17 protein-coding genes and 2 pseudogenes are annotated in these 25374 nt (G+C 70.5%); 8 read left to right on the forward strand and 11 right to left on the reverse strand.

The window, feature by feature from the left end:
• The 10 genes from ACFFRH_RS42815 to ACFFRH_RS42860 form a co-directional block, all read right to left on the reverse strand.
• Window positions 1–483: RICIN domain-containing protein (locus ACFFRH_RS42815; protein ID WP_386163845.1), on the reverse strand; the 483-nt coding region annotated here is incomplete at its 3' end.
• Between the two features lie 82 nt (window positions 484–565).
• The gene (locus ACFFRH_RS42820) at window positions 566–1999 is read right to left on the reverse strand and encodes a glycoside hydrolase family 10 protein (protein WP_386163847.1); all 1434 of its coding nucleotides are present in this window, start codon (window positions 1997–1999) and stop codon (window positions 566–568) included.
• Between the two features lie 97 nt (window positions 2000–2096).
• Window positions 2097–4160 carry a family 43 glycosylhydrolase gene (locus ACFFRH_RS42825; protein ID WP_386163849.1) on the reverse strand — a complete coding sequence of 688 codons (2064 nt, stop codon included), beginning with the start codon at window positions 4158–4160 and terminating at the stop codon, window positions 2097–2099.
• On the reverse strand, window positions 4157–6886 hold the full coding sequence (locus ACFFRH_RS42830) for a beta-L-arabinofuranosidase domain-containing protein (RefSeq protein ID WP_386163851.1): 2730 nt from the start codon (window positions 6884–6886) through the stop codon (window positions 4157–4159). Before ACFFRH_RS42830 ends, ACFFRH_RS42825 begins: the two co-directional genes overlap by 4 nt.
• A 1698-nt stretch (window positions 6887–8584) precedes the next feature.
• Complete coding sequence (locus ACFFRH_RS42835; protein WP_386163853.1) at window positions 8585–11440, reverse strand: glycosyl hydrolase family 95 catalytic domain-containing protein; 2856 nt, start codon at window positions 11438–11440, stop codon at window positions 8585–8587.
• A 73-nt stretch (window positions 11441–11513) separates the two neighbouring features.
• On the reverse strand, window positions 11514–12554 hold the full coding sequence (locus ACFFRH_RS42840) for an ABC transporter permease (protein ID WP_344746576.1): 1041 nt from the start codon (window positions 12552–12554) through the stop codon (window positions 11514–11516).
• The gene (locus ACFFRH_RS42845; RefSeq protein WP_344746575.1) at window positions 12529–14064 is read right to left on the reverse strand and encodes a sugar ABC transporter ATP-binding protein; all 1536 of its coding nucleotides are present in this window, start codon (window positions 14062–14064) and stop codon (window positions 12529–12531) included. The genes ACFFRH_RS42840 and ACFFRH_RS42845 overlap by 26 nt, the downstream gene beginning before the upstream one ends.
• On the reverse strand, window positions 14054–15124 hold the full coding sequence (locus tag ACFFRH_RS42850; protein WP_344746574.1) for a sugar ABC transporter substrate-binding protein: 1071 nt from the start codon (window positions 15122–15124) through the stop codon (window positions 14054–14056). Before ACFFRH_RS42850 ends, ACFFRH_RS42845 begins: the two co-directional genes overlap by 11 nt.
• Window positions 15121–15897, reverse strand: coding sequence for an SDR family NAD(P)-dependent oxidoreductase (locus ACFFRH_RS42855; protein ID WP_344746573.1), 777 nt, complete (start codon window positions 15895–15897; stop codon window positions 15121–15123). The genes ACFFRH_RS42850 and ACFFRH_RS42855 overlap by 4 nt, the downstream gene beginning before the upstream one ends.
• On the reverse strand, window positions 15894–17291 hold the full coding sequence (locus ACFFRH_RS42860) for an enolase C-terminal domain-like protein (protein WP_344746571.1): 1398 nt from the start codon (window positions 17289–17291) through the stop codon (window positions 15894–15896). Before ACFFRH_RS42860 ends, ACFFRH_RS42855 begins: the two co-directional genes overlap by 4 nt.
• Before the next feature lie 308 nt (window positions 17292–17599).
• Between ACFFRH_RS42860 and ACFFRH_RS42865 the strand changes: the two genes are divergently transcribed.
• The 5 genes from ACFFRH_RS42865 to larE are packed head-to-tail and all read left to right on the forward strand — an operon-like array spanning window position 17600 to window position 22476.
• On the forward strand, window positions 17600–18379 hold the full coding sequence (locus tag ACFFRH_RS42865; protein ID WP_386163857.1) for a FadR/GntR family transcriptional regulator: 780 nt from the start codon (window positions 17600–17602) through the stop codon (window positions 18377–18379).
• Window positions 18376–19656 carry a nickel-dependent lactate racemase gene (larA, locus tag ACFFRH_RS42870; protein ID WP_386163859.1) on the forward strand — a complete coding sequence of 427 codons (1281 nt, stop codon included), beginning with the start codon at window positions 18376–18378 and terminating at the stop codon, window positions 19654–19656. The genes ACFFRH_RS42865 and larA overlap by 4 nt, the downstream gene beginning before the upstream one ends.
• On the forward strand, window positions 19653–20486 hold the full coding sequence (gene larB, locus ACFFRH_RS42875) for a nickel pincer cofactor biosynthesis protein LarB (protein ID WP_344746566.1): 834 nt from the start codon (window positions 19653–19655) through the stop codon (window positions 20484–20486). The genes larA and larB overlap by 4 nt, the downstream gene beginning before the upstream one ends.
• Window positions 20483–21652 carry a nickel pincer cofactor biosynthesis protein LarC gene (gene larC / locus ACFFRH_RS42880; RefSeq protein ID WP_344746565.1) on the forward strand — a complete coding sequence of 390 codons (1170 nt, stop codon included), beginning with the start codon at window positions 20483–20485 and terminating at the stop codon, window positions 21650–21652. Before larB ends, larC begins: the two co-directional genes overlap by 4 nt.
• Window positions 21649–22476, forward strand: a complete 828-nt coding sequence (larE, locus tag ACFFRH_RS42885) for an ATP-dependent sacrificial sulfur transferase LarE (protein ID WP_386163862.1) — start codon at window positions 21649–21651, stop codon at window positions 22474–22476. Before larC ends, larE begins: the two co-directional genes overlap by 4 nt.
• Window positions 22477–22591: 115 nt before the next feature.
• Here the strand turns inward: larE and ACFFRH_RS42890 are convergent, their stop codons facing one another.
• Window positions 22592–22855 (reverse strand): RICIN domain-containing protein, encoded by a 264-nt coding sequence (locus ACFFRH_RS42890; protein ID WP_344746562.1) that lies wholly within the window; start codon window positions 22853–22855, stop codon window positions 22592–22594.
• An 829-nt stretch (window positions 22856–23684) separates the two neighbouring features.
• On the opposite strand from ACFFRH_RS42890, the gene ACFFRH_RS42895 reads away from it, so the two are divergent.
• The 3 genes and pseudogenes from ACFFRH_RS42895 to ACFFRH_RS42905 form a co-directional block, all read left to right on the forward strand.
• Window positions 23685–23906, forward strand: coding sequence for a hypothetical protein (locus tag ACFFRH_RS42895; RefSeq protein WP_344746561.1), 222 nt, complete (start codon window positions 23685–23687; stop codon window positions 23904–23906).
• Window positions 23907–24073: 167 nt separating this feature from the next.
• Window positions 24074–24646, forward strand: a pseudogene (locus tag ACFFRH_RS42900) (IS630 family transposase); the annotation flags it as partial.
• Window positions 24647–25289, forward strand: a pseudogene (locus tag ACFFRH_RS42905) (transposase); the annotation flags it as partial.
• Window positions 25290–25374 lie beyond the last annotated feature (85 nt).

Here is a 25374-nt window from a genome sequence, read left to right on the forward strand (position 1 = left end):
CTGCCACTGCTGGTTGGCGCCGCCCCAGTCGTCGTACTGGACGATGTTGGCGCCGTCGGCGGTGGAGGCGCCCTGGACCTCCAGGGCCTTGTTGCTGTTGCGGTTGATCAGGCGGACGTAGCCGCTGTCGGAGTCGGCGAGGCGCCACTGCTGGTTGGTGCCGTTGAGGTCGGACCACTGCACGACGGCGCCGCCGTTGGCGGTGGAGAAGCCGCTGACGTCCAGGACCTTGCCGGAGTGGCGGGACTTGACGCGGTAGTAGCCGCCGCCGGAGTCGACGAACTGCCACTGCTGCTGGTTGCCGTTGTTACGGGTCCACTGGGTGATGCGGGCGCCGTCGTTGGTGGCGAGGTTGTAGACGTCCAGGGCCTTGCCGCTGGTGCGGTTGACCAGGACGTACCAGGCGTTGGTGTCGACGGTCGCCGCGTTCGCGGCGTTCGTCGAGGCCAGCGCGACCAGGAGACCGGCCACGAGCGTGGTCACGGCCGCGATGATCGCCGCCGTATTTCGGCGCGGGCGCCGGACGTGCGTGATTTCCACTATGTGCTCCTTGTTCGAGAACCGCTCAGTTGACACGGGAGAGCTGCCACTGCTGGTTGGCGCCGCCCCAGTCGTCGTACTGGACGATGTTGGCGCCGTCGGCGGTGGAGGCGCCCTGGACCTCCAGGGCCTTGTTGCTGTTGCGGTTGATCAGGCGCATGTAGCCGCCGTCGGAGTTCGCCAGGCGCCACTGCTGGTTGGTGCCGTTGAGGTCGGACCACTGCACGACGGCGCCGCCGTTGGCGGTGGAGAAGCCGCTGACGTCCAGGACCTTGCCGGAGTGGCGGGACTTGACGCGGTAGTAGCCGCCGCCGGAGTCGACGAACTGCCACTGCTGGTTGTTGCCGTTGGTGCGGGTCCACTGGCTGATCCGGCCGCCGTCGGCCGTCGACTGGTTGTAGACGTCCAGGGCCTTGCCGCTGGTGCGGTTGACCAGGACGTACCAGGCGTTGGTGTCGATCGGCCCGCCGGAGGTCGGCGTCGGCGTCGGGGTCGGGTTGGTGGAGCCGCCGTTGAGGGCGTTGAGCGTGCTGGTGTAGGCGGCCTTCTTGTTGCCGGAGGAGTCGAACAGCAGGGGGTTCTCCCCGGTGCGCCAGGAGTCGCTGTCGCGGATGCCCCAGACGGTGATGCCGTTGCACCGGGAGACCGCCAGGCACGCCCGGGTCACCGCGGCGTAGATGTTGGCCTGGTTGGACCCCTGGGCCACGTCGAGCTCGGTGATCTGGACGTCGACGCCGAGGTCGGCGAAGCGCTGGAGGTTGGCCTGGTAGTCACCGGAGATGGAGCCGCCCAGGTGGGACTGGAAGCCGACGCAGTCGATCGGCACTCCGCGCGACTTGAAGTCGCGCACCATGTTGTAGATGCCGGTGCTCTTGGCGTTGATCCCGTCGGTGTTGTAGTCGTTGTAGCAGAGCTTGGCGCCCGGGTCGGCGGCCCGGGCGGCCCGGAAGGCCGCCTCGATCCAGTCGTTGCCGGTGCGCTGCAGGTTGGAGTCGCGCCGCCCGCCGCTGCCGCCGTCGGCGAACGCCTCGTTCACGACGTCCCAGGAGTGGATCTTGCCGCGGAAGTAGGTGGCGACCTGGGTGACGTGGTTGATCGCGGCATTGCGCAGGTCGGAACCGGACAGGCCCTGGGCCCAGCCGGGCTGCTGCCCGTGCCAGAGCAGCGTGTGACCGCGGATCTTCATCCCCTGTCCCAGGGCGTGGTTCACGATCCGGTTGGCGCTGGTGTAGTTGAAGCTGCCGCGCTGGGGCTCGGTGGAGCTCCACTTCATCTCGTTCTCGGCGGTCACCGAGTTGAACTCGCGGTTCAGGATGTTGACGTAGGTGGAGTCACCGAGCCTGCCGGCGGCGATGGCGGCGCCGAAGTAGCGACCGCCTTTCTCGGCCGCCGACGCGCCCAGCGTGGAGGCGGCGTCCGCCGGAGCGGAGATGGCCGCCGACACGCCGATGGCGAGCACGCCGGCGCTCAGGAGGGACAGGAATCTCCGTAGCCGTGTGCGCCCGGAAGACCGGGGCGGGCGATTTGGGGGGTTCATAGCTAAATGCCCTTCGGTTTTACGGTGTGGTGAGGTCGAACCGGCGTACGGTCACCGCTCCGCCCAGTGCCTGGGTGGCGTAGTTGAAGATCCCGAAGCGGTATCCCATGAAGAACTGCCAGGCGTTGTTCAACGTGAAGGCCGGACCGAGGTTGGTGAAGTTCACGCCGTCGGTGCTGTAGGAGAACCGGGCCTGGCGTCCGGAGCCCGGACGGATGTCGGCGTTGACACGTAGCCAGATCCGGCCGCCCGAGATGTTGGCGCTCGCCGCCTCGGTGCCGGTGCCCGTGGTGGCCCAGCTGCTGTTCATGGTCAGGCCGTTGGTCATCACCACCCGGTTGACGCCGTTGTCGCGTTTGACGCCGATCCAGGCCGACTGATCTCGGAGCATCGCGAGCCCGGACCGGTCACCGTTGGCCATCGCCGAGTAGTCGAGCTCGATCGTCGCGGTCGACGACGGGCCCTGGATGCGGTGGGTCAGGGTGTTGCGGGCGTTGTAGAGGTCGTTGGTGACGGTCGCGGTCTGCAGCCGCAGGCCGCTGCCGGTGGAGAAGCGGCTGGTGTCGGGGTTGTGGTTCCACTCCCACCGGTGGCCGAGGCTGCCCGAGGTGAAGGTGTCCGGACCGATCATCGAGGCCACGGTCTTGGTGGTCTGGATGTTCGGCTTCGGATAGTTGACGCCCCAGCCGCCGTTGACCGTCTGGATGGTCGGCCAGCCGTCGGCGCTCCAGTTGATCGGCGCCAGGGCCGGTACCCGGCCGCCGGGGTAGGCGTCGACGAACGACATGTAGTACCAGGCGCCGTTCTGAGTCTGGACCAGGCCGCCCTGGTGCGGCACGCCGCCACCGGAGATCGGGCCGGGCATGTTCAGCAGGACCTGGCGCATCTCGTACGGGCCGAACGGGCTGCTGGAGCGCAGCACGTACTGGCCGTTGGCGGGGCGGGTGAGCCAGATGTAGTAGTAGCCGTTGCGCTTGTAGAAGCGGGCGCCCTCCAGGGTGCCGACGCTGGAGGGGGTCTGGAACACCTGCTGGGAGCGCACCTGGCTGAGACCGTCGGCCGAGAGCTGGGCGACGCTGATCGTGCCGTTGCCGTAGGCGACGTACATGGTGTCGTTGTCGTCGACGAGCAGGCCGGCGTCGTAGTAGCAGTTGTTGATCCGGGAGCGCTTGGTCCAGGTGCCGTCCACGGCCGAGGCGGTGTAGACGTAGGTGCGGTTGAACTCGGTGCAGCCGATCCAGTAGTAGGTGCTGTTGCTGGGCCGGTAGTTCAGGGTGGAGGCCCAGATGCCCTTCACGTAGGCCCGGCCGCCGTTGAGGTCGTAGGCGTTGGACTCGAAGTCCAGGCGCGGGACCGAGTGGCCCGCGTACTCCCAGTCGACCAGGTTGTAGGAGCGCAGGATCGGCGCGCCGGGCGAGTAGTGCATCGTCGAGGCCGAGTAGTAGTAGGCGTCGCCGACCCGGATGATGTCGCCGTCGGCGAAGTCCTGCCAGACGACCGGGTTGGTGTAGTTACCGCCCGGCGTCGGGGTCGGGGTCGGGGTCGGGGTGGGCGTCGGGTCCGGCCCGCCGCCGACCTGGACGAACTGCCACTGCTGGTTGGCGCCGCCCCAGTCGTCGTACTGGACGATGTTGGCGCCGTCGGCGGTGGAGGCGCTCTGCACCTCCAGGGCCTTGTTGCTGTTGCGGTTGATCAGGCGGACGTAGCCGCCGTCGGAGTCGGCGAGGCGCCACTGCTGGTTGGTGCCGTTGAGGTCGGACCACTGCACGACGGCGCCGCCGTTGGCGGTGGAGAAGCCGCTGACGTCCAGGACCTTGCCGGAGAGGCGGGACTTGACGCGGTAGTAGCCGCCGCCGGAGTCGACGAACTGCCACTGCTGGTTGTTGTTGTTGTTACGGGTCCACTGCGTGATCCGGCCGCCGTCGGCCGTCGACTGGTTGTAGACGTCCAGGGCCTTGCCGCTGGTGCGGTTGACCAGGACGTACCAGGCATTGGTGTCGACGGTCGCCGCGTTCGCGGACTGGGTCGTGAGATACACGACCACGAGGAGCAGGGATGAGAGAACCGCGAGCACACGTCTCACAGGAACCTCCAGAGGTTGTTGTTCGAGCCGTTGTCGTCGGCGAGCACGACCTGCGCGCCCTGGGCGGTGCCGGCCAGGCCGAGGACCCGGCCGCCGTTGGCGCACTGGATGCGGAAGGCGGCGTTGTTCCCGTAGCGCAGCCGCCAGCGGTGGTCGCTGGTACCGTTGTCGGCCCACTGCACGATCCGGGAGCCCGCCGCGGTGGCGGCGTTCTCCACCCCCAGCACCTTCTGGCTGTTGGAGTTGCGCAGGCGCAGGTAACCTCCGGTGTCGACCACGGCCGTCCAGAGGTGGTCGGCGGTGCCGGTGTCGCCCCACTGGACGACGAGCCCGCCGTCGGCGGTGGACATGTTGGTGACCCCGAGCACCATGCCGGTCCCCACGTTCTGGACGCGGCGCGCGCCGTTGGGCACGAACCGCCACTGGTTGTCGGCCGAGCCGTTGTCGGGGTCCTGGACCGCCTGGGCGCCGTTGCCGGTCGAGCCGTTCAGGATGCCCAGCAGCTTCGAGCTGTTGGCGTTGCGGATCTTGACCGAGCCGTCGCCGACGTCGGTGACCGTCCACCGGTGGTCGGCGGTGCCGTTGTCGCTCCACTGCATGACCCGGGCGTTGTCGGCCGTGGACATGTTCTCGACGCCCAGCACCTTGCCGCTGTTGACGTTGCGGAACCGCAGCCCGTTGCCGTCCACGACCGGCACCCAGTCGTGGTCGGCGGTGCCGTTGTCGGTCCACTGCAACGCCAGGCCGCCGTCCGCGGTCGACATGTTCTGGACGCCGAGCGCCAGCCCGCTGGCCGCGTTGATCAGCCGGAAGCTCGCCCCGCCGCCCCCGCTGCCCTGTCCGCTGGTGTTCCAGTAGACGACGTAGTTGTAGTTGGCGGCGTCGTGGAACGGGCCCAGGTTCACCGACGCCCCGTTGGCCGTGGCCGTGAACGACAGCGCCGAGGTGCTGGTCCGGGTGATCGTCGAGGGGGTCAGCGTCGGCGCCGCCGACAGGGAGGTGTTCCCGTAGTTGCCCGCCAGCACGATGGGGCCGTAGGTGACGGCCTGCAGGTTCGGGTTGTCGTTGGCGGCCTTCAGGATCACCCGCATCGGGAGCCGTACGGTCACCGTGTCGCCCGACGTCCACGACCGGGTGAGCGAGGCGTAGCTGCCCGGGGTGGTGGCGACCTCCTGCTGGACGCCGTTGACGCTGATCGTCGCGTCCTGGGTCCAGGCCGGGATACGGACCCGCATCGTCCACGACCCGCTCACGTTCCCGGTGACCTGCAACGACGTGGTGTCGCTCACCGGGTACGACGTCGTCTGGGTGACCGTGATGCCGCGCTGTGACCAGTTGAGCGTGGAGGGCGCGAACAGGTTCACGAACAGCGTGGTGTCGTTGTGGAAGTAGATCGAGTCCATCAGCTTGGTGTTGGTCTCGATGCCGGTGCCCTGGCAGCACCACATCGAGTTGTAGTCGGTACTCCACGTGCCGCCGCCCCAGGCCGGGCCGACGCCCCTCCTGCCACCGGGGTTGAGCGGGGTGAAGTAGGTGACATGACCCCGGCTGTCGGCCGGGTTCTGCTGGCCGATCAGGTGGTTGAACAGGGCGTTCTCGTAGTAGTCGAAGTAGTCGGCCCGGGTCGGCGCCAGCGTCCACAGCTCCCGGGTGAGCTTGAGCATGTTGTAGGTGTTGCAGGCCTCGCCGGTGTCCCTGCTCAGGTACGCGGCGATGGCGTTGGGGGCGCGGAAGTGCTCGGCCTGGCTGTTGGAGCCGTTCGCGTAGGTGTGGGCGTTGATCGTGAAGGTCCAGGCGTTGGCGGCGATGTCGCGGTAGCGGGTGGTCCCGGTCGCCTTGTACTCCCGTGCGGCGCCGATCCACTTGGGCACCTGTGTGTTGGCGTGCAGGCCGTTGAGCTGGTCCTGGTTGGAGGCGAGCGGGTTGAACACGGAGGCGTGGTCGAAGCGCTGCGCGACCGTGAGCCAGCGGGTGTCCCCGGTCATCTGGTACAGGTCGGTGAGCACGGCGTTCATGCCGCCGAACTCGGTGCCCAGCATGGCCTGCATCTGGCTGGAGGACAGGCGGCCGGTCCGGGTGTCCACCCACCCGGCGAGGGCGAGGAGCACGGTCCTGGCCTGGGTGTTGCCGATGTGCCGCCACACGTCCAGCAGCCCGGCGAGGGTCTTGTGGATGCAGTAGTACGGCACGTTGCCGTTGCTCAGCGTGCGGTTCTCGACCGCGGTGATGTCGGATTCGGGGAAGCCCGACAGGTAGCCGCTGGTGAACCCGGCCGCGCCGTTGTTGGCCTGGCACTTGGCCAGCTCGGCGACCATCTGGTTGGCCTTGTCCCGGCAGGTGGTGTCCCCGAGTACGGCGTAGGCCTGCGCCCAGGCCGTCAGGAAGTGGCCCTGCATGTGGGACCGGAACGGGAAGCTGGGCGCGTCCCAGCCGCCGTTGGCCGCCGCGCCGTTGGTGGACAGGCGGTGGTTGGCGCGAAAGACGTACAGCAACCGGTCGACGTCGACGAAGCGCAGGTAGTTGAGCGTGCGGTCCTGGTTGTCCAGCCAGCGGCCGGAGGTGAGCCGGACCTGGCCGAGGTCGAACTCGTAGGCCGAGACACCGATCTCGGATCTGACCCAGGGGAGTGCGGCCAGGGCGGGGGACGTGCCCACCACCTGGCCGGCGGCCGAGAGCGCGGCGGTCGCGCCCGCGGCCCGGAAGAACTGGCGACGGCTCAAGGGCATGGGGGGGAGCTCCTTGGGATGGGGAGTGTGGCGACCGGCCGAAGCCACCGGGACCGGCCGCCCGTTTCATGTGCTCAGGTCGCTGGAGCGGCCGGCCACGGCTTCCGGTGCGAGGGCGCCGTGTCCGGAGAGATTGTTAGCGATAACATCTCACTCATGGGACAGCCCGGAAGATCGCGTCCTGGCGGCCCGCGGCACTCGGCGACGAACCGGCAGGGCCGGCGCGGCGAGGGGCCGGTGGCGGTTCCACGACAGGCGGGCGTCCGGGGCGGGGATGCATCCAGTGCTCCTAGGCCGGTCAGGGGCCAGGTATCGGCCGCAGAAAATTGTTACCGCTAACATTTCTGGTTCCAGATCTCCATGGCCTGCTCCTGAGGGGTGATGTCGCGGAGTACATCCGACTGGCCGGTCGGCGTCAACGAGCCGCGATCCTCGCTGATCTGGGCATCGTCGTCGGCACGCTTCCCTGCCTGGACATTCGTCCGGAGAGAGATCGCCCAACGCCGCCTGCGCAAGTGAAAGTTTCACAGAAGTTACGACTTGGCAACCGTAAACTTCGGACCGAATCCAGCTGGTTTTCGTGACCTGGGGATAAGGCGTGGTGACTCCTCTTCCGGTCGGCCTCCGGCGCTCGTCGTGTCGCGATCGGCCGGCCCTTTGCGGGAAAGCGAGCGCGACGACCGGGAGCATCGAGAACGGCCATGCTCGGGGAGCGTGTGACATCCCGTATACGCTCCCGATATGACTCCGGCCGAGGAGTCCCCGTCGTCGGCTCGGCGCCGGACGCCGATCGAGACGGGCATCGCGCGAAGGCCGCCACGGTGGGCGGCATGGTCCGGAAAACCACTCCGGTGAACCGGGCCGAACCGGTCGCCGACCTTGTCGTCCGCGAGAGCATAGTGGCTTTAGGGAAGGGCCGAAACCCTCCCCGGATCATGCGTAAGTTTCTGGCGCGTGAACGATTGACACCACCGCGACGCGGACCTAGCGTTGATCGCAGGAATGTTAGCGCAAACAGTTGCGTCGAACAGATATTCACTGCCTTCCGGTCGCCGCGCCGACCGGCGGTTCCCCGTTTCTGAAGGAGAATTGTCACGGTGATCCAGCCGGTCCGCCCCTCGACGCGGGCGGACGTTTCTCCAGGTCCCGTGCGGGCTTCGGATTCCCGGCCGGGGTGAAGGTCTCCGGATCCACCTGCCGGCTTCGCGGAGGCGAAGGCCCGCGAGGCGGTCTTCCGGGGTCCTGCCGAGGTGAAGGGCCGGCCGACGCCACCCCTTGATCCGATGGACGCGGCGTGCGGCTGGGATCCGTTCCCGGCAGTAGGCACCCCGACCGCCGGAAGCCGCCTGGAGCGCTGTCACCGCCACCTCCGGAACTCGTCCTTGAACTGATCTTGTCTGGCGCCGTCGTCGCCGCCACTCACGCCGGCACATGTCGACCTGGCGCGGCCCGCCCCGGCCTGTGACGCGCCGTGCCGGGATGCACGCCCCATGACACGCACCCCGGCCTGTGACGCGCCATGCCCTGGCCTGTGACGCGCTGTGCCGAGCGGGATGCACGCCCGTCTGCGACACGCACACCAGCCTGTGACGCGCGTGCCGGCCTGTGACACGCGCCCCCGCGCGGGATGCGCGCCGCCGCGACCGGTGGCCGGTCGCGGCGGCGCGCATGGTCGGGCCTGCCGCGGGTTTCCGGCCGTCACACGCCCGTGACGGTCCATTGGTTGTTGGTGCTGGTGTTGGGAGCCCACATGGCCACGGTGGAACCGGCGGTGGCGTTGCCCATGCCGTCCAGGGCCGTGCCGGTGCCGCGGTTGATGATCTGGCGGCGGCCGTTGCCCACGTCGTTGAGGCGCCACTGCTGGTTGTTGTTGCCGCTCCAGGCCGCCTGCCGGGCGACGGCGCCGTTGGCGGTGTTGCCCCAGCTGTCGATGACCATGCCGTTGGCGCGGTTGACGATGCGGTACCAGCCGCTGCCCAGATCGACGAGCTGCCACTGCAGGTTGGCGCTGCCGTCGTAGTTCCACTGCTTGAGGTTCGACCCGGAGGCGACGTTGCCGCCGCTGTCCAGGGCCAGGCCGGTGGTCACGTTGGCGATCCGCACATAGGTGGGCTGCGGTGCGCCGGTTCCGGTCAGGCGGTACGTACGGCCCGCCTGGCCGGTCAGCGCGATGACGTCGGACTCGGGTTTGGTGACCGTGACGGTCGCGCCGCTGCCGGTGTCGACCACCTGGTAGGTACCGGTGAAGATCCGGTTGCGCACGTTGACGGTCCCGTCGCGGTCGAACCTGACGAGGATCTCGGTGGCCGTACCGGAGCTCCACGTCGTGTCCACGGTGTAGCCACCGCGCCCCCGCAGCCCCTGCACCTTCCCGGCCGGCCAGGCGGACGGCAGCGCCGGGAGCACGTGCAGCTCGCCGTTGTGGCTCTGCAGGAGCATCTCCGCGATACCGGAGGTGGCGCCGAAGTTGCCGTCGATCTGGAACGGCGGGTGCAGGTCGAACATGTTCGGCGCGAGCCGGGCCGTCGTCACCAGGAGGCGGAGCAGGGTGTGCGCGCGGGCGCCCTCCTCCATCCGCGCCCAGTAGTTGATCTTCCAGGCGAGTGACCAGCCGGTCCCGTCGTCGCCGCGCAGTTCGAGGGTCCGCCGTGCGGCGTTGTACAGCGCCGGGGTGCCGCGCTTGGTGATCTGGTTGCTGGGGTGCAGGCCGTAGAGGTGGGAGACGTGCCGGTGGGCGGGCTCGGTCTCGACCCAGTCGTACAGCCACTCCTGGATGTTGCCGCGCGAGCCGGTCTTCATCGGAGGGAGCCGGTCCCGGGTGGACAGGACCCGGGTTCGGAAGTCGGAGTCGACGCCGAGCGCCTGGCTGGCCTTGGCGCAGCCGTCGAACAGGTCGCGCAGGATCTGGTTGTCCATCGTGGGGCCGGCGCAGACGCTGACGCCGCTGTGGTGGGCCAGCTCCGGGGAGTTCGACGGGTTCGTGACCAGGAACCCGAGGCTCGGCTCCTGCACGAGGGTGTCGAGGAAGAACTGCGCGGCGCCCTTCATCGCCGGGTAGTACTGCCGCAGGAAGTCGAGGTCGCCGGTGAAGGTGTAGTGCTCCCAGATCAGGGTGGCCAGCCACGCGCCGCCGGTCTGCCACATGCCCCAGAACGCGCCGTCGACGACGGAGGTGGCCCGCCACGCGTCGGTGTTGTGGTGGGCCACCCAGCCGCCGGCGTTGTACTGGACCTGGGCCGTGCGGGCACCGGTGACCGTGAGGTCGTTGATCATCGAGAACACCGGCTCGAAGCACTCCGACAGGTTCGTCGTGTCGGCCGGCCAGTAGTTCATCGGCAGGTTGGCGTTGATGGTGTACTTCGAGTCCCAGGACGGGGCCAGCGAGTCGTTCCAGATGCCCTGCAGGTTGGCCGGCTGGGTGCCGGGCCGGGAGGAGGAGATCAGCAGGTAGCGGCCGAACTGGAATAGCAGCACCGAGAACTGCGGGTCGTTGACGCTGTTGTGCTGCGCGATCCGCACGTCGGTCGGCTGGTCGGCCGCCGAGGTGCGGCCGAGGTCGAGCGTCGTGCGCCCGAACAGCCGCTGGTAGTCGGCGACGTGCCGGGCGCGCAGGTCGGCGAAGGTCCTGGCGACGGCGGCGTTCAGATGCTGCTGCGCGATGCCCTGGTAGTCGCCGCCGACGTCGCGGAAGTTGCGGTAGCTGGAGCCGATGGAGATCAGCACCGTCACGCTGTTCGCGGCCGTCACCTGCAGCGTGCCGCCGGAACTGCTGACGGTGCCGCCCTCGACGACGGCCCGGGCCAGCCCGAGGAACCGGACCGCGCCGGTCTTGCCCTCCATGTTGCCCGAGACGCCGCTGAGCGCCACCGTCGCGCCGTCCGGGCTGGATCGCGTCGTCTGCTGGGGGCTGTCGAACGTCGCGGAGAAGGTGATCGAGCCGGCCCTGTCGGCGGTGAGGCGCATGACGATCACCTGGTCCGGCGCGCTCGCGAACGTCTCGCGCTGGTAGCGCACGCCGTTCTTCAGGTACGACACCGTCGTGGTGGCCGTGGTCAGGTCCAGGTAGCGGTTGTACTCCGAGACCCCGGAGGTGTTGCCGAAGGCGAGCCGCAGGTTGCCGACGGTCTGGTAGGCCAGCTGGCCCGCGGGGCTGCCGAGCATGTTCTGGTCGATCAGGGTCTGGGCCTGGCTCCACTGGTTCTGGAAGACCAGCTGCCGGATCTGCCCGAGCGCCCCCGCGCCCCTGGTGTTGCTCTGGTCGTACGGCCCGCCTGCCCAGACGGTGTCCTCGTTGAGCTGCAGGCGCTCGGTGTCGACGTTGCCGAAGACCATGGCGCCCAGGCGGCCGTTGCCGATCGGAAGCGCGCGCAGCCATTCCGTGCCGGCGCTCTCGTCGTACCACAGCGCCAGGTCGCCCGCGGCGCTCACCGCCGGAGGGGGCGCCGAGGCGGCTCTGGCGGCAGCCGTCCACTGCAGGGGTAACAGCAGAGCGCCCGCTCCGGCCGTTCCGAGCTGCATCAGGCGCCTGCGTGTCAGGTGGTGCTCGTCGGACATGTCGTTCCAATCGGTAGGGGGTGTGGCGGTTGGAAGTGCCATGGCGGAGGAACGGGAGAAGAACTGAGGAGGGCTATTCCTGGACCTTGCCTCCGGTGAGGCGGGACAGGATGAGGGCGATGAGGATGATGGCGCCGTTGAGTGCCTGGATCCACTGGGCGGGCACGCCGGCGAGGGTGAGGACGTTCTGGATCATGTAGAGGAGCAGGATGCCGGTGAACGCGCCGAACATCGTGCCCTTGCCGCCGTTGAGGCTGACGCCTCCGATGACGGCCGCGGCGAACACGGTGAAGATGGCGCCGTCGCCCTGGGCGGCGGCCACCGAGGCGAGGCGTCCCGACAGCAGCAGGCCCCCGAGGGCGGCGAGCAGGCTCGCGCCCACCAGGGCGGTCCACAGCACCCGGCCGGTGCGGATGCCGGCGGCCTTGGCCGCGTCCACGTTGCCGCCGATGGCGTACAGGGCGCGACCGTAGCGGGTGAAGCCGAGCAGCACGATGCCGGCGGCGAACAGCAGCAGGCACAGCCAGATCGAGGCGGGTACGCCGAACCACAGGGCCGAGCCGAGATAGAGCATCGACGGCGGCAGGTTGAAGAAGGTCTGGCCGCCGGAGATGCCGGTGAGCAGGCCGCGCAGCACGATCAGCATGCCGAGGGTGACGATGAAGCCGTTGAGCCCGAACCGCACGATCAGCAGCGCGTTGACCGCGCCGATCAGCACGCCGACGGCCAGGGTGACCGGGATCGCCCAGGCGCCCGGCAGCACGCCCAGTCCGGCGCCCGAGCCGACGGCGACGGTGAGCCAGGCGGCCACGCCCGGCGCGAGACCGAACGTCGACTCCAGCGAGAGGTCCATCTTGCCGGCGACCAGGACGATCGTCTGCGCCATCACCAGCAGCGACATCTCCGACATGGTCTGCAGGATGTTGATCAGGTTGTCGGGCTGCAGGAAGATCGGGTGGACGATCTGGCCGACGACGGCGATCACGATGATCGCGGGGATCAGCGCGAGGTCGCGCAGCCGGGCCAGCCGCACCCGCGGCCGCTCCTGCCGGGGGGCGGCGCCCTCGGTGGCGGGCGGGCGGGTCTTCTCAGGCATCGGGGGCATCGAGGGCATCGAGCCGGACTCCTTCCATGGCCGCCACCACGTCGTGGTCGTGCCATCCGGCGGCCATCTCCGTGACGAGGCGGCCCTGGAACATCACCAGCAGCCGGTCGCACAGCCGCAGGTCGTCGAGCTCGTCGGAGGCGATCAGCACGCCGCTTCCCTTGGCGGCCGTCTCCTCGACCTTGCCGAGCAGGAACTCCTTGGACTTCACGTCCACCCCGGCGGTGGGGGTGACCAGCACGAGCAGCCGGGGGTCGGAGGCGAGCGCCCTGGCCATCACGACCTTCTGCTGGTTGCCGCCGGACAGGCCCATCACGGGCAGGCCGGGGCCGGGGGTCTTGATCGCCAGATTGTCGATCAGGGTCCTGGCCAGCCGGTCACGCCGCCGGCCGTTGATCAGGCCGGCCTCGCCGAGCCGTTCGGGGACGGTCATGGTGGCGTTGTCGGCGATCGACATCATCGAGACGAACCCCTGGTGGTGCCGGTCGCGGGGGACGAAGCCGACACCCGCGGCGAGCGCGTCGGGCACGCTGCCGGGACGGGGGCGCCGGCCGGAGACCTCGATCGCGCCCGAATCGGCCGCGCGCAGCCCGGCGACGGTCTCGGCCAGTTCGGTCCGGCCGCTGGCGGCCGCGCCCGCCAGGCCGACGATCTCGCCGGCCCGGACGTGGAAGTCGATCTCCCGGTAGGCGTCGCCGCACGACAGGTCGCGCACGCCGAGCACCACGCCGGCGTCGGCGGGCACCGGCGTCCGGGGGAGCGCGGTGGTCAGGCCGGTGGCCTCTCCCGCCATCGCCGCCACCAGCTCGGCGTGCGTCAGGTCGGCCACCGGGGTGGTCAGGATGTGCCGGGCGTCGCGGAAGACGGTGACCGTGTCGCAGATCTCGTAGATCTCCTGCAGGTGGTGGCTGATGAACAGGAAGGTCACCCCCTGTTCCTGCAGGGCGCGGATGCGGGTGAACAGCCGGGCGATGGCGGCGGCGTCGAGCTGGGCGGTCGGTTCGTCGAGGATGATGAACCGGGCGCCGAAGGACAGCGCGCGGGCGATCTCCACGAACTGCCGCTGCTCGACGTCCAGCTCGCCGGCCGGCAGGCGTACGTCGACGTCCACCGACCAGGCGGCGAGCAGCGTGGCCGCCTTGCGCCGCAGCGCGCCCCAGCGGACCAGCCCGAACCGGTTCAGGTCGTGGCGGTGCAGGTAGAGGTTCTCCGCCACGGTCAGCTCGGGGATGATCGTGGACTTCTGGTAGACGCAGGCCACCCGCCGCCGCCAGGCGTCGCGGTCGGCGAGACGCGGGGCGGGTTCGCCGCCGAACCGCACCTCGCCCTCGTCGGGGGGCTGCAGGCCGGTGAGGATCGAGACCAGGGTGGACTTCCCGGCCCCGTTGCGGCCGACCAGGGCATGGGTGCGGCCGGGCATGATCTGGATTCCGGCGCGGTCCAGCGCGACGGTCTCGCCGTACCTCTTGGTGACGCCCACCGCCTCGACGAGAGGGGTGGGCGCCGGGTCAGCCGCCAAGGGTGTTGCCCCACAGCGAGGAGTCGTCCGGCTTGACGCTCGGGACGTCGCCGTAGGTGCCGCCGTCGGCGGTGACCAGGGGCGCGGAGAGCTGGTCCTCCAGCAGGCCCGGCCGCACCTGGACGATGTTGCTGTCGTGGTCGGTCGCGCCGGGCTTGAACGTCTTCCCGTCGATGGCGGCCTTGGTGTACTCCAGCGCGTACTTGGCGTACAGATCGGCCGGTTGCGAGACGGTGGCGTCGATGTTGCCGGCGGCGATCTCCTTCAGCTCCTGGGGGATGCCGTCGTTGGAGATGACGAAGACGTGCTTGGGGTCGGTCGGTGGGACGAGCAGCCCGCGCTGCTTGAGCACCTGGAGGGTGCCCGACAGGGCGAAGCTCGACTGCATGTAGACGCCCTTGATGTCGGGATTGGCGGTGAGCTGCGTCTGGAGCTTCTGCGAGGCGATGGCGCCGTCCCAGTTGGTGGCCTCGCCGAACACCGTGATGTCCGGGTAGTCGGTCTTCATGCACTCGTTGAACGCCTCGGTGCGGTCGCGGCCGTTGATGGAGGCCAGGTCGCCCTGGAGCATGATGACCTTGCCCTTGCCGGACAGCTTCTCGCCGAGGAACTTGCACGCCTTCTCCCCGTAGGCCCGGTTGTCGGCGCGCACCACCATGTAGGCGTCGCCCTGCTCGGGACGGGTGTCGACCATGACGACGGGGATCTTCTTGGCGGTGAGCTGCTGGAGGGTGGGGGCCACGGCGGCGGTGTCCTGCGGCGCCAGCACGAGGCCCTTGACGCCCTGGCCGATGAGGCTCTGCACGTTGGCGGTGAGCTTGGAGATGTCGTTCTGGGAGTTGGAGGTCTTCAGCTCCAAGCCGTTCTCGGCGCCGAACTGGGGGACGTACTTGATGAAGGAGTTCCAGAAGTCGGTGTCGGAGCGGGGGTAGTCCACCCCGACGACCGGCTTGCCGCCTTGTGGGGCGGCCGCCGTGCCGCCGCCGGCGTCGCCCCCGCAGGCGCCGGTCAGGCCGGCCGCCAGGGCGACGGCCGTTCCCAGGGCGAGTCCTCGTCTCATGGCTGTTCCTTTCCTGTGCTGGGTCGCGGCCGGAGTCCGTGCATGCCGCCGTCCACGGCCAGGTCGGTGCCGGTGGTCGAACCGGCGAGAGGGCTCGCGAGGTACGCGATGGCCTCGGCCACCTCCTCCGCCGAGACCAGGCGGCCCATCGGCTGACGGGCGGCGAGTGCCCGGCGTTCCTCTTCGGGGTCGGTGGCGGCCGCCAGCAGCCGGTTCACCCACGGGGTGTCGGCGGTGCCGGGGTTGACGCAGTTGACGCGGATGCCCTCGGCGACCAGGTCGGTCGCCATGGCCCGGGTCATGGCCAGCACCGCGCCCTTGGTGGAGGCGTACAGGACCCGCCGGGGCAGCCCGGCGGTCGCCGCGATGGAGCAGGTGTTCACGATCGCCGCGGCCCGTGAGGCCCGCAGGTACGGCAGCGCGGCCCTCGCCACCCGGACCATGCCGAACACGTTGACGTCGAAGACCCGGTGCCATTCGTCGTCGTCGTTGTCCTCGATCCCGCCCTGGGCGCCGATGCCCGCGTTGTTCACCAGGATGTCGATGCCGCCGAGCCGGTCGGCGGCCTCGGCCACGGCGGCCCGCACCGAGGCGTCGCCGGTCACGTCGGCCCGCACCCCGAGCAGGGGTTCGGGCACGCCGGGGACGTCGGGGAACAGGTCGAGGCAGGCGACGCGGGCCCCCCGCTCGGCCAGCAGGGTGGCGGTGGCCAGGCCGATGCCGGAGGCACCGCCGGTGACGACGGCCCTGAGCCCGTCGAAGGTGCCCGTCACTTCGTTCCTCCCATGCCGGCGCCCGCGTCGGCGGTTGTGCCGGCGCCTGCGTCGGCGGTTGTGTCAGCGGCCGTGTCGGCGCTTGTGCCGGTGTTCGTGCCGGAGATCCACCGGGGGCCGCGCGGGTAGGCGTACTCGGCGCGCGACGCCGGAAGCATCTCGCCGCCGCCGCCCGGTTCGAGGGGGGCGACGTACCGGCCGTCCCTGATCACCACCGGGTCGGTGAAGTGCTCGTGCAGGTGGTCGATGTACTCGATGACGCGGTCCTCGGTGGTGCCGCTGACGGCCACGTAGTCGAACATCGCCAGGTGCTGCACCATCTCGCACAGGCCGACGCCGCCCGCGTGCGGGCACACCGGCACCCCGAACTTGGCGGCCAGCAGCAGGATGGCGATGTTCTCGTTGACCCCGGCGACCCTGGCCGCGTCGAGCTGCAGGACGTCGATCGCGCCCGCCTGCAGGAACTGCTTGAACATCACCCGGTTGTGGGCGTGCTCGCCGGTGGCGACCTTGACGGGCGCGACCCGCTCGCGGATGGCGGCGTGGCCGAGCACGTCGTCGGGGGAGGTGGGCTCCTCGATCCAGTACAGGTCGAACTCGGCGAGCGGGGCCAGGCACTCGATCGCCTGGCCGACGTTCCACGCCTGGTTGGCGTCCACGGCGATGCGCACGTCGGGGCCGACCGCCTCGCGGGCCAGCCGCACGCGCCGCACGTCCTCGGCCGGATCGGCGCCGACCTTCAGCTTGATGAGGCGGAACCCGTCGGCGACCGCCTCCTTGGCCAGCCGGACCAGCTTGTCGTCGGTGTAGCCGAGCCAGCCGGGGGTGGTGGTGTAGGCCGGGTAGCCCTCGGCGAGCAGGCGCGCGCGGCGCCCGTCGCGGCCCGGTTCGGCGTCGCGCAGGATGGTGAGCGCCTCCTCCCGGGTGAGCGCCTCCTCCAGGTAGCGGAAGTCGACGACGTCGACGATCTCCTCCGGCGACAGCTCGGACAGCAGCCGCCACAGCGGCTTGCCCGCCCTGCGCGCCCGCAGGTCCCACAGGGCGTTGAGCACGGCCCCCGCCGCCATGTGGATGACGCCCTTCTCCGGGCCGAGCCAGCGCAGCTGGCTGTCGCCGGTGAGCCGGCGCGACACCCCGCCGAGATCGCCGAGCACCTCGGCCACCGGCCGTCCGGTGACCAGCGGCGCCAGCGACTCCACGGCGGCGACGGCGATCTCGTTGCCGCGCCCTACGGTGAAGGCGAGCGCGTGCCCCTCCTGCCCGCCGCCGGTCCGCACGATCACGTAGGCGGCGGAGTAGTCGGGCTCGGGGTTCATGGCGTCGGAACCGTCGAGGTATCGAGAGGTGGGGAACCGGATGTCGTGGGCCTCGACCGCAGTGATCAGCTCCGTCACGGTGACCCGCTCTGGCGATGCGTGCGCACGAAGGACTACCTCCAGCGGATGTTTCCGGAAGGTGAAGAGATCTTCACCACATGGACATGGGATGTCTTTGTAATCCTCCCGGCGCGATGTGTCTAGACCCTTCGGCGAGATATCGCTAACATGGGGCGAAAGTCGTATATGACAGGGGTATCTCGTACGCATACAACCCATGTTTGCTTCGTGACGAATCAGACTCTCGCCTGGACATGGGATGTCTGTTATGTTCCCGCCGTGACCTGCGTACCGATCGAGCGACTCCACGACCAAAGGTCGCGCCCGTGTCCCTGACCGACGAGGCGATCTCCCGCATCCGGGCGCTCGTCCGGTCGGGCGATCTTCCCCCGGGTGCCCGGCTCCCTCCCGAGCACCAGCTCGCCGCCCAGCTCGGCGTCTCCCGCAACCCGTTGCGCGAAGCGGTCAAGGCGCTGGTCGTGGCCCGGGTGCTCGACGTACGGCGGGGTGACGGCACCTACGTGACCAGCCTGGAACCGCGGTTGCTGCTGGAAGGGCTGGGGCTCGCCGTCGAGCTGCTGCGCGACGACACGCTGCTGGAGATCGTCCAGGTGCGGCGGATGCTGGAGCCCGCGGCGACCGCGCTGGCCGCGTCCCGGATCTCCGCCGAACAGCTCGCCGAGGTCGGCGGGCACCTGACCGCGATGCGCGCGGCCAGCGACGACGTGGAGAAACTGAACCACCACGACGCCGCCTTCCACCGCGCCGTGGTGCGGGCGACCGGCAACGAGACGCTGTCCACCCTGCTCGACGGGATCTCCGGCCGCACCCTGCGGGTGAGGGTGTGGCGCGGCACGGTCGAGACCGGCAGCTCGCACAAGACCATCGCCGAGCACGAGGCGATCTACAACGCCCTGGCCGCCGGCGACGCGACGCTCGCCCAGGCGGCGGCGCTGGTGCACATCGGCACGACCGAGACGTGGCTGCGCTCGGTGCTCGACGACGTCGAGGGCTCCCCGGACGAGGCCGACGGCGACCTGGCCCCGCCCGGTACTAAGCTCGCCGACGGGCTCTGGTCGGAGCTCGGCGGTGAGGAGACACGATGAAGGTCCGCTTGGCCTACGGGGAGACCGGCCTGACGGTCGAACTGCCCGACGCCGCCACCACGGTGGTGACCCCCGTCCACCACGCGGCCGCGCCCGACCAGATGGGCGCGCTGCGGACGGCCCTGCGCCACCCGGTGTCCGGGCCGCCGCTGCGCGAGAGGGTACGGCCCGGCCAGACCGTCGCCATCTCGGCCTGCGACATCACCCGCCCCCAGCCGAGGCACCTGATGATCCCGGCCATCCTCGACGAGCTCGACGGCGTCGTCGACCTCGACGACGTGACCATCCTCGTCGCGACCGGCACCCATCGCGGCAACACCGAGGCCGAGCTGCGCGCGATGTTCGGCGACACGGTCGCCGACTCCGTGCGGATCGTCAACCACGACGCCCGCGACCCGGGATCGCTCACCTACCTCGGCCGCTTCGGCAAGGACGTACCGGTGTGGCTGAACACCGCCTGGGTCGAGGCCGACGTGAAAATCACCACCGGTTTCGTGGAGCCGCACTTCTTCGCGGGCTTCTCCGGCGGGCCCAAGCTGGTCGCCCCCGGCCTGGCCGCGCTGGAGACCGTGCTCACCCTGCACGACGCCGCCCGCATCGGCGACCCCCGGGCCACCTGGGGAGTGATCGAGGGCAACCCCGTGCACGACGACGTGCGGGCCATCGCCGAGGGCACCGGGGTGACCTTCGCCCTCGACGTGATCCTCAACCGGGACAAGGACATCGCGGCCGCGTTCGGCGGCGACATCCTGCCCATGCACGCCGCCGCCACCGCCGCCGCCCGCCGGGTCGCGATGCGGGAGGTCGAGGCGCCCTTCGACGTGGTGGTCACCACCAACTCCGGCTACCCCCTCGACCAGAACCTCTACCAGGCGGTCAAGGGCATGTCGGCGGCCTTTCAGGTGGTCCGGCCGGGCGGCGTGATCGTCTGCGCCGCCGAGTGCCGCGACGGCTTCCCCGACCACGGCTCCTACCGCGAGGTGCTCGCCTCGGAGCCCTCCCCGCAGGCGCTGCTCGACGCGATCGCCGCCCGGCCGGTGACCGTCCCCGACCAGTGGCAGGTGCAGATCCAGGCGCGCATCCAGGCGGGCGCGCGGGTGGTGGTGCACACCTCGTACCTCAGCGACGCGGACCTGGCCACCGCCCACCTGGAGCGCACCGACGACATCGCGGCCACGGTGACCGAGGCGCTGGCAGCCGCCGGGCCGGGCGCCCGCGTGTGCGTGCTGCCGGAGGGCCCGCAGACCATCCCCTACCTGTCCGGCGGCCGGGCATGAGCGAACGCGTGGTGAACCTGGGCTTCGCCCGGGTCGACGTGGACCGGGAGGCCCGCCAGGGGACGCCCGAGGTCGTCTACGGGCCGGGCAAGACCGCCGAGGAGATCGCCGCCATCGCGTCCGCCCTGCTCGCCCGCAACACCGGCCCGGTGCTGGCCACGCGGGTCGAGGAGGCGGTCGCCGGGCCCGTCCTGGCGGCCGTGCCGGGCGGGTCCCACGACCCGGTGGCGCGGCTGCTGGTGTGGCGGCCGGCCGCGACCGGATCCTTCGCGGTCACGGTGGTCACGGCGGGCACGTCAGACGGGCCGGTGGCGGCCGAGGCGGCGGCCGTGGCCCGGGCGCTCGGGCTGGCCGTCACCGTGGTCCGCGACGTGGGCGTGGCGGGCATCCACCGGCTGCTCGCCGAGACCGGGCGGCTGCGCGCGGCCGACGCGGTGATCGTCGTGGCGGGCATGGAGGGCGCGCTGGCCAGCGCCGTCGGCGGTCTCGTGGCCGCGCCGGTGATCGCGGTGCCCACCTCCGTCGGGTACGGCGCGGCCCTGGAGGGCGTCACCGCCCTGCTGGCGATGCTGTCCTCGTGCGCCGCCGGCCTCACCGTGGTCAACATCGACTCCGGCTTCGGCGCCGCCATGGCCGCTCACCGTCTCGCCCACGCCGTCGCCCGCGACGCCACCCGCCGCACCGCCCCGCCGTCCCCGCCCGCTTCTTCGCCCGCCCCGCCGTCCCCGCCGTCCCCGCCCCACTCTTCGCCCGCCCCGCCCCCGGCCGGCACGGACCCTCCTGCGCCCCGGCCCCTCCCAGCGGGCGCGCGGCAGGGGGGAGAGCCGTGATCTGCTGGGTCAACCCGTTCACGGGACTGGCCGGGGACATGCTGCTGGCGGCGCTCGTCGACGCCGGGGCCCCGCTGGAGGGCATCCGCGCGGCCGTGGCATCGACCGGCCTCACCGGGTGGGAGCTGACGGCCGGGCGGGCGGTCAGCCACGGGCTGTCGGTGACCCGCGTACGAGTCACGGTCACCGACACGGCGACCGAGCGGCGGGCGGCCGAGCTGATCTCCATGGCCGCGGCCGCCCGGCCGGAACCGGTCGCCGCCCTCGCCACCGCCGCGCTGCGGGCGATCGCCGAGGCCGAGGGCCGGATCCACGGCACCGACCCCGGCCAGGTGCACCTGCACGAGCTGGGCGGCCACGACGCGCTCGTGGACATCGTCGGCGTGGCCGCCGCGCTGCACCTGCTCGGCGTCACGGCCGTCCACTGCGCCCCGATCCCCCTGGGCACCGGCACGGTGAGAACCCGCCACGGCGTGCTGCCCGTACCGGCCCCCGCGACCGCCGCCCTGCTGCGGGGGGCTCTGGTGACCGGCAGCGACCTGCCGGGGGAGACCGTGACCCCCACGGGGGCGGCGCTGCTGCGCGCCATGCGGGCGCGGTACACCCCGCCGCCGCCGATGACCCCGGTGGCGACCGGCTACGGCGCGGGCACCCGGGAACTGCCCGACCGCCCGAACATCGTCGCCGTCACCGTCGCCGAACCCGCCCGCGACGCCGGCACCGAGCCCCTGCTAGTCCTGGAGACCAACCTGGACGACGTCACCGGCGAGGTGCTCGGCCACACCATCGCGCGGGCCCTCGACGCCGGCGCCCTGGACGCCTGGGCCACCCCGGCCACCATGAAGAAGGGCCGGCCGGCGCACGTGCTGCACCTGCTGTGCCGCCGCCCCGCCGCCCCGGCCCTGCGCGAGCTGATCCTCGCCGAGACCGGCGCGCTCGGCGTACGCGAGGTCGCGGTCGAGCGCACGGCCCTGCCCCGGCACACCACCGAGGTGGACCTGGCCGGCCATCGCGTGCGTGTCAAGCACGGCCCCCATTCGGCCAAACCCGAACACGACGACGTGGCCGCCGCCTCGGCCGCCCTCGGCCTGTCCCTGCGCGAGACGGCCGCCCGGGCGCTGCGGCTGGCCCGCGAGCGGCCCCCCACGCAGGAGGGACCGGGATGACCCCCGACGCCAAGATCGCCACACTGCTCGACCGGCTGGCGGCCCTGCCCTCGCTGGCCGTCGCCTTCTCCGGCGGGGCCGACTCCGCGCTGGTGCTGGCGGCGGCGGTCCGGGCGGCCGGGACCGGCCGGGTGCTGGCGGTGACGGCGGTCTCCGACAGCCTGGCGGCCGAGGAGCTCGACGTGGCCCGGCGGTTCGCGGTCTCCCTCGGCGTACGGCACCTGCTGCCCCGCACCGACGAGGCGGCGAACCCCGGCTACCGGGCCAACGGCCGCGACCGCTGCTACTTCTGCAAGTCGGAGGTACTCGACGTGATCGGCCGGGTGGCGGCGGAGCACGGCTTCGCCCACGTCGCCACCGGCACCAACGCCGACGACGCCGTGGACCCGTTCCGGCCGGGGATCAGGGCCGCCGACGAGCGCGGGGTGCTCGCCCCGCTGCGGGACGCCGGCCTGACCAAGGACGAGGTACGGCGGGCCAGCAAGGCGTGGGGCCTGGTCACCTGGGACAAGCCGGCCGCGCCCTGCCTGGCCAGCCGGGTGGCCTACGGCCTTGAGGTGACGCCGGCCCGGCTGCACCGGATCGAGAGGGCCGAGCGGGCGGTGCGCCGCCTGCTGGCGCGGGCCGGCCTGCCGGTCACCGACCTGCGGGTGCGTGATCTCGGCGACCGGGTGCGGGTGGAGGTGGACGCCGGCCTGGCGTCCCGGACCGCCGGCCTGCCGGGCCTGGTGCCCGCCGTACGCGAGGCGGGCTTCCCCGGTGCCCGGGTGGAGGTGACGGCCTTCCGCTCCGGAGTCCTGAACACCGAGCCGCCCCGTCCTTGAAAAGAGACCTACCGGGATCTGAAACCAGAGCTTCCTCACCGGTTTCGGATCCCGGTCGATCGCCTACGCCCCGCCGAGCAGGACCGGGCGGATCCGCTTCCGGTGGACCGCCCCGTCACGGCGGTTCCACTGTGGCGGGCGAGCGACGTGCCGGTTCCCGCGGACCTTTCCGCTGTCCGTTTCGCGGGTTCTCGCTTTCGCTCATGATCACACCTGGGGTACGCAGCCACTGCTGGTTGGTGCCGGTGCCGCAGGTCCACTGCACGACCTGGGTTCCGTCGGCGGTGCCGGCGTTCAGCACGTCGAGGCACTTGTCGCTGTGGCGGGCGACGAGACGCACGTAGCCGTGGGCCGGCGCGTTCGCGCCGCCCGTGGACATCAGGGCGACACAGGCGAGTGTGGCGACGAGCCCGAGCGCGACCCTGCGCAGTCCCGCCGCTCTCAGGTCGACTTCGTTCTCGATGAGGGCGGAGTGCGGCGACGCTATATGTTAGCGCTAACAAAAGTGGGCGCGATGCACACCTGGGATCCGAATCGCAACACAGGAGACCCTTTCAGGAGAATGGGGGCCGGGCAGCGTCCATCGAACCCGTCAATGGGATGAAAGTAAGTTTCGCAAGATTTTCGTAACCCTCGTGTGAGACTGTAAATTGACGAGGCATTCCAGACAAGAGCTCTTTCAAAAGATGCCCGAAACAATCAGGAAACCTGCTGCGGCATCCGTGGGCGAGCGGGGGCGGGCCGCTCGGCGCCGGTGGCTCGCCGGAGACGCGGACCAGCGCCGGAATCCAGGCCGGGAGGACTCGCGGCGAACCTGCCCGTACGGCGGTGGGTCGGCGCCATCGCTGAACGCTTCACCCCGAAGCCGGTCCCGCACGATACGATCGGGTGCCCGTAAGGGCAGCTGAAGACCTGCCGGGGCGGGAGTGTAGGGAAAAGGGCTGAGGGTCTTTCCTTGACGTGGATCGGCCGCATCGTATTGGCTCCGCGCACGCATTCCTTCCCGCGAGAGAAATGAAGCGGTCCACCGGCGGGCTTTATGTGATCGCTAACACCACTAGCGGCCCCACATGCAGATCTGGGGCAAATCCCCGGCGCGCCGACCGCGGGGGCTCCGTCGGGGGGGCGTTTCCTCATGAGGTGAGGCGCCCGGCCGCGCCTGGACCTCCGCCCTGTTCGACGGCCTGAACGCCGCGGCCCTCGCCCTCATGGCCGGGGTCCTCTGGCAGCGCGGGACCACGGCGATCGTCGACCCCCTGACGGCCGCCGTCGCCGTGGTCACCGTGACCCCGCCGTGGACGACCAGGCTCGCCAACGCCTGGTACATCGCCGCCGGGGCGGCCATCGGCCGGCCCGCGCCCTGCTCACGTGATCAGCCGGCCGGCCGATCGACGCCGACCCGGCGGCTTCGGCTAGTGTCATGCGCCTGAAATTCGCTGTGTAAGTTCCTGTGCTGATTCGTATGTCGCATCCGGGTCCATCGGCGGTGAAGATTCATCTGAGTGAGGCTGAGCGTGCTCGGCTGATCGGTATGTCGGCGGAGCCGTCAAGGCTGGCGATCCGGGCGAAGATCGTGCTGGCGTGTGCCAAACCGGGGGCCGGTCCGGGCCGGCCGCCGTCGATCACCCTGGACCGGGTCGAACAGGTGGTGGTGGCGGCGCTGGAGGAGACGCCCAGAGGCGCCACGCACTGGTCGCGGGCCTCGATGGCCGAGCGCAGCGGGCTGAGCAGATCGACGATCGGGCGGATCTGGCGGGATTTCGGGCTCAAGCCGCATCGGGCCGTTACCTTCAAGCTGTCGAGTGATCCGTTGTTCGTGGAGAAGGTCGTCGACGTCGTGGGGCTGTACCACAACCCGCCAGAGCGGGCGGTGGTGTTGTGTGTGGATGGGAAGTCGCAGATCCAGGCGCTGGATCGCTCCCAGCCGGTGCTGCCGATGATGCCGGGCATGCCCGAGCGGCGCACCCATGACTATGTGCGCAACGGGATCACTAGCCTGTTCGCCGCGTTCGACGTCGCCGACGGCACCGTCATCGGGGAACTGCGCCGCCGGCACCGCGCCGCCGAGTTCAAGAAGTTCCTGATCATCATCGACAAGAGCGTCCCCGTCGAGCTGGACGTCCATCTGATCTGCGACAACTACGGCACGCACAAGACCCCGGCGATCAAACTCAGCGATGACGACGAGGACTTCGTCGTCCAGACGGCCACCACCCGCCCCACCAAGCTCGGCCAGCCTTTCACTCGCTGGTCGCTACGCAAACTCGTCGCCTACCTGCGCACAGTCCACGGCCGAGTGATCCGTATCGGCCGCGAGGCGTTACGCGGCCTGCTCGCCCGCCGTGGAGTCACCTTCCAGCGCACCAAGACCTGGAAGGAATCCACCGACCCCGACCGCGAGGCGAAGCTGGACCGGATCGAGCACGTCCTGGACCGTTTCCCCGGCCGGGTCTTCGCGTTCGACGAGTTCGGCCCACTCGGGATCCGGCCCACCGCAGGCTCGGGCTGGGCCGAACGGAAACACTCCGACCGGGTGCCGGCCACCTACCACCGCACCCATGGAGTCCGGTACTTCCACGGCTGCTCCTCGGTCGGCGACGACATGTTGTGGGGCGTCAACCGCCGCAAGAAAGGTGCCGCGAACACGCTGGCCGCGCTCAAGTCGATCCGCGCCGCCCGGCCAGACGGCGCCCCCATCTACGTGATCCTGGGCCCACAAAGGCACCGACATCCGCCGCTGGGCTACAAAGCACAAGGTCGAGCTGTACTTCACCCCGACCTACGCCTCTTGGGTCAACCCCATCGTGCGACACGAAGTCGCATGTGATGAGTGGAATGCGATGAAGGAGGTTCGACTGATGTCGAGCGCGTAGTTCCCGGTCCAGTGCGCAAGGACCG

This window comes from Streptosporangium vulgare, assembly GCF_042428775.1.
Classification (GTDB): Bacteria; Actinomycetota; Actinomycetes; order Streptosporangiales; family Streptosporangiaceae; genus Streptosporangium; species Streptosporangium vulgare.

Excerpts from the sequence above, each read along its gene's own strand:
- ACFFRH_RS42830 (WP_386163851.1), bottom strand. The coding sequence starts at position 6,886 with ATGCCCTTGAGCCGTCGCCAGTTCTTCCGGGCCGCGGGCGCGACCGCC.
- ACFFRH_RS42835 (WP_386163853.1), bottom strand. The coding sequence starts at position 11,440 with ATGTCCGACGAGCACCACCTGACACGCAGGCGCCTGATGCAGCTCGGA.
- ACFFRH_RS42840 (WP_344746576.1), bottom strand. The coding sequence starts at position 12,554 with ATGCCCTCGATGCCCCCGATGCCTGAGAAGACCCGCCCGCCCGCCACC.
- ACFFRH_RS42850 (WP_344746574.1), bottom strand. The coding sequence starts at position 15,124 with ATGAGACGAGGACTCGCCCTGGGAACGGCCGTCGCCCTGGCGGCCGGC.
- larA (WP_386163859.1), top strand. The coding sequence starts at position 18,376 with ATGAAGGTCCGCTTGGCCTACGGGGAGACCGGCCTGACGGTCGAACTG.
- larB (WP_344746566.1), top strand. The coding sequence starts at position 19,653 with ATGAGCGAACGCGTGGTGAACCTGGGCTTCGCCCGGGTCGACGTGGAC.
- larE (WP_386163862.1), top strand. The coding sequence starts at position 21,649 with ATGACCCCCGACGCCAAGATCGCCACACTGCTCGACCGGCTGGCGGCC.
- ACFFRH_RS42890 (WP_344746562.1), bottom strand. The coding sequence starts at position 22,855 with ATGTCCACGGGCGGCGCGAACGCGCCGGCCCACGGCTACGTGCGTCTC.
- ACFFRH_RS42895 (WP_344746561.1), top strand. The coding sequence starts at position 23,685 with ATGGCCGGGGTCCTCTGGCAGCGCGGGACCACGGCGATCGTCGACCCC.